Below are 3,915 nucleotides of genomic sequence, written 5' to 3'. Positions count from 1 at the left end.
GGTCAAAGAACCGCCAGGATGGCGGCGTTACCTAAATTACTAGGATATGGGTGTGAATGCTTCGCCTTTACTACAAAAATGGGAGGCTCCCAGTATGTTATCAGATGTGATATAACACAATTACTTATGCCCTATAAAAAAGACACCACTAAGAAAAAATCCACTAAATTCCGCTGGTTCGATGGCACGATGGCACTTCTCGCCTTAGTAGATTTTAGCTTAGCATTATTTGACTTAAGTTATATACCTTGGCGAGGTTTCTACTTCCGGCAATTTCCTGCTATTACTCAATTTTACGATCCCTATAAAGGAATTGAACCTAACAGAGAAACCCAGAAATATTTAAACACTGTTAAAGCCTTAGAAGCTCAAGTCTTGCAAACAGGAACTAACTCTCCCGAAGTCAGCAACTTATTAGAGCAACTTCGCAGGGAAAGCGTGGAAATGATCGATCAAAATCCTTTTGCAGTGGCTAACAAGAGCGGAAATCTGGAAAAAATTAAAAATAGAATGCGAAATCGGATTCCAAATCCCGAAGATTCTTCCAAAGAAGCATTTAGGACATTTTGGAGTCGCGAGTATTTAAACAAGGCTGGTTTGCCACAAGAAATTCAATGGTTTAATCAGGAAATTAAACCTTTAATCGCCACTAATTATTATCGTGGACTTGGGGAAAATGGCGAATCAATTGAGCTTTTCTGGAAGATAGATCGCTGGTTTATCATTATATTTGGTTTGGAATTTCTGGGGCGAACATTTTTCCTCAGTCGCAGCTATTTGGGCTTGACATGGCGAGAAGCAATGCTTTGGCGGTGGTATGATATTTTGCTGTTACTTCCTTTCTGGCGATTGCTGCGGGTTATTCCAGTTATAATTCGCTTGAATGAAGCAAAATTACCGGATCTTGAACCTTTGCGAACTGTAATCACCCGCGTTTTTATTGGTAGTTTTGCACAGGAACTAACGGAAGTTGTGGTGATTCAAATTATCAATCAGATGCAAGGCTCGATTCGCTCTGGGGAGTTTGCGAAACAGTTATTTCAATCGCAGAAACAGCGCTATAAAGATATTAATAATGTTAATGAAATAGAAGAGATTGCTACTCGCTTAGTACAATTAACTGTTTACAAAGTTCTTCCTCAACTCCAGCCAGATTTGGAAGCGTTGCTGCGGCATAGTATAGAAGGTACGCTTAAACAATCTCCGGTTTATCAAGGATTGCAGCAAGTGCCGGGATTAGGAAATTTTCCAGAAAAGCTAGCGGAACAGTTAGTTGGTGAGTTATCTAAACTAGCAGCATTTGGGCCTCAAAATGCTTACGAAGCGTTTAAAGCGGCCGCCGACGATACCGTAGGTACTCAACTTTCAAATCAGCTAGTGCAGCATTTTGGTAAGGCGTTGGGAAGTGAATTACAACAACAGCAAACTTTGCAGGAAATTCAATTACTGTTGTCAGATTTCTTAGAGGAAGTGAAGATTAATTATGTTAAGCAGTTAAGTGAGGAGGATTTTCAGAGAATATTGGCGGAAAGTAAGCAATTGCATGAAGCTAGTCAAAGGTAGTGGAGTGTCAGATATAGGTGCGATCGCTCTTGGTTTACGGAAAAGAGCGATCGCTCACAAACAAAGCATTAACTCAAAAACGGAGAGGGTGGGATTTGAACCCACGGAACCTTTCAGTTCACTTGATTTCAAGTCAAGCGCATTCGACCACTCTGCCACCTCTCCAGGCGCATCAAATTTATCATATCAGAACACCTCACTATTAACAAACAATTCGCACCGCAGGCTCACTGCGCCGATATAAAATCTGTTCCAAGGCCACAGCGAAATCATCCCCAACCCAAACCAGAGAAACCTCCGACACCACCCCCGCTTCCAGCAACACCACCGAAAAATTCCGCAGTCGAGTCCTCCCCTCTTCCACAATTCGGGGAACTCTCGCCGCATTCAAATACACCGTCCCCTCAGCACTTACCTCTACCGACTTCCGCAAAATCTTCTTTGTGTGGCGTAGGTTGTGGTGCATATGACCAAATGTCACCAGCGGAATTTGCTTCCCAGAGGCGCGAGTTTGCGCGATCGCCTCCGCAAAATCTGGATCTCCAAAATCCCCCCCCAACGGCTTCCAATCTCTCCCACAGGGAGATTCCGGCGCATCTCCCAAACCAGTTGGCCCAGTGTGGCCCAAAAAAATCACGCTTTCACAATCCGCCTCAGCCGCAGCCGCAGCAATCCGCCGAGTAGACTCTGCAAAACTCTCCACTCCAAACCACTCACTGTAAAAATCTGGATACTTCCAATCCGGGCCACCCCAAGTAAAAGGCCGACTTCCCACCACAGTCACACCCAACTCCGGGAAGTCTCGCTTCCCATAGCCTACATGAGCGTCCCCCATTAAATCCAACTGCTGTTGTACTCGATTTTCCTGCTGGCGATCGTAAGGGCACTGACTTCTACCCCACTCCGTCGCCGTGTACCAAGCATCGTGATTGCCAAAAACCGCCGCCTTGGGAATATCCAAAGATGCGATCGCCCGCACCACCTCCACCGACTCATTCCCAAAATCCCCCACAAACAGCACCAAATCAACACCCAGATGCTTCAGAGCAACCCCATCCTCAGCTTCCCACCGATCGTGAACATCTCCCACTACCGCAATTTTGACCACCTTAGCCTGATTCATTTGACTGACCATATCTGAATTAGTCCTAGCCCCTTCTTAATCCAGCATAAGAAACCGAGGTCAATTTTTGCACTCTCCGCGCTAATTAAACCTTGACCCCACAGTTTTTGGTGAAAACGACTATAATTCAAAATACACTTAATCCAACCCCAACTCACCCTCAAAGGTTACTACTGTGTTTACCATTGCCGCAACTCAACCAAATATTACCCTTCCCAGACTACCTCACGACTTGTTTGCTGCAATTAACGAACTCAAACAAGAACTAAACGCCATCATCCTCGCTCACTATTATCAAGATCCAGACATTCAAGACATCGCGGACTACATCGGTGACTCCCTAGAATTGGCCCGCAAAGCCGCCAACACTAACGCTGATGTTATTGTCTTTGCCGGCGTTCACTTCATGGCAGAAACGGCCAAAATTCTCAATCCGAATAAACTTGTACTTTTACCAGACTTAAATGCAGGTTGTTCCCTTGCGGATAGTTGCCCTCCCGATGCTTTTGCTGCATTTAAAGCCGAACATCCCGACCATTTAGTAATTTCTTACATTAATTGCACTGCTGCAATTAAGGCAATGAGCGATATTATTTGCACAAGTTCTAATTCTGTTAAAATTGTTAATCAAATCCCCAAAAATCAACCGATTATTTTTGGGCCAGACCGGAATCTTGGTCGCTACGTTGCCGAACAGACAGGCAGAGAAATGGTACTCTGGCAAGGTGCTTGTATGGTTCACGAAATCTTCTCAGAAAAGAAGATAGTTCAGCTCAAAATCGAACATCCTGAAGCAGAAGTAATTGCTCATCCAGAATGCGAACCACCAGTTTTACGCCATGCTAATTATATCGGTTCGACAACTGCTTTGCTGAAATATTCTCAATCCAGTCTCAGTCAAAGTTTCATCGTTGCTACTGAACCGGGAATTATTCACCAAATGCAGAAAGAATCTCCAGAAAAGAAATTTATTCCTGCTCCTCCAACTAATAATTGTGCTTGTAATGAATGTCCTCACATGAGATTAAATACTTTGGAAAAGTTGTATCTTGCTATGCAAAATCGTACTCCAGAAATTACTTTATCAGAAGATATCAGAGTCGCAGCTTTACTACCGATTCAACGGATGTTAGAAATGAGTGCATAAAACCTAATCGGATTTTCTTAAAGGTACGTAGTTGCGCTTCAGCGCTCTTTCATATACCCTAAGAGCGCTGAAGCGCAACTAC

At 44.0% G+C, this 3,915-nt stretch carries 3 protein-coding genes and 1 tRNA gene; 2 read left to right on the top strand and 2 right to left on the bottom strand.

Annotated elements, in window-relative coordinates:
• Nucleotides 1–126 precede the first annotated feature (126 nt).
• Nucleotides 127–1,563: a hypothetical protein gene (locus PY364_RS26640; protein ID WP_343278954.1), complete on the top strand. Its 1,437-nt coding sequence runs from the start codon at nucleotides 127–129 to the stop codon at nucleotides 1,561–1,563.
• A gap of 80 nt (nucleotides 1,564–1,643) precedes the next feature.
• Here the strand turns inward: PY364_RS26640 and PY364_RS26635 are convergent.
• Nucleotides 1,644–1,728, bottom strand: a tRNA-Ser gene (locus PY364_RS26635).
• Between the two features lie 37 nt (nucleotides 1,729–1,765).
• A complete protein-coding gene (locus PY364_RS26630; protein ID WP_275570731.1) occupies nucleotides 1,766–2,686 on the bottom strand; it encodes a TIGR04168 family protein in 921 nt (306 codons plus the stop codon).
• Between the two features lie 175 nt (nucleotides 2,687–2,861).
• On the opposite strand from PY364_RS26630, the gene nadA reads away from it, so the two are divergent.
• Nucleotides 2,862–3,833 carry a quinolinate synthase NadA gene (gene nadA, locus PY364_RS26625; RefSeq protein ID WP_275570730.1) on the top strand — a complete coding sequence of 324 codons (972 nt, stop codon included), beginning with the start codon at nucleotides 2,862–2,864 and terminating at the stop codon, nucleotides 3,831–3,833.
• Nucleotides 3,834–3,915 lie beyond the last annotated feature (82 nt).

It is taken from the genome of Kamptonema sp. UHCC 0994, from assembly GCF_029167235.1.
Taxonomy (GTDB): Bacteria; Cyanobacteriota; Cyanobacteriia; order Cyanobacteriales; family Microcoleaceae; genus Kamptonema.
The sequence above is the reverse complement of the archived record's forward strand: the minus strand, read 5'-3'. Positions and strand labels throughout refer to the sequence as shown.

Excerpts from the sequence above, each read along its gene's own strand:
- PY364_RS26640 (WP_343278954.1), top strand. The coding sequence starts at position 127 with ATGCCCTATAAAAAAGACACCACTAAGAAAAAATCCACTAAATTCCGC.
- PY364_RS26630 (WP_275570731.1), bottom strand. The coding sequence starts at position 2,686 with ATGAATCAGGCTAAGGTGGTCAAAATTGCGGTAGTGGGAGATGTTCAC.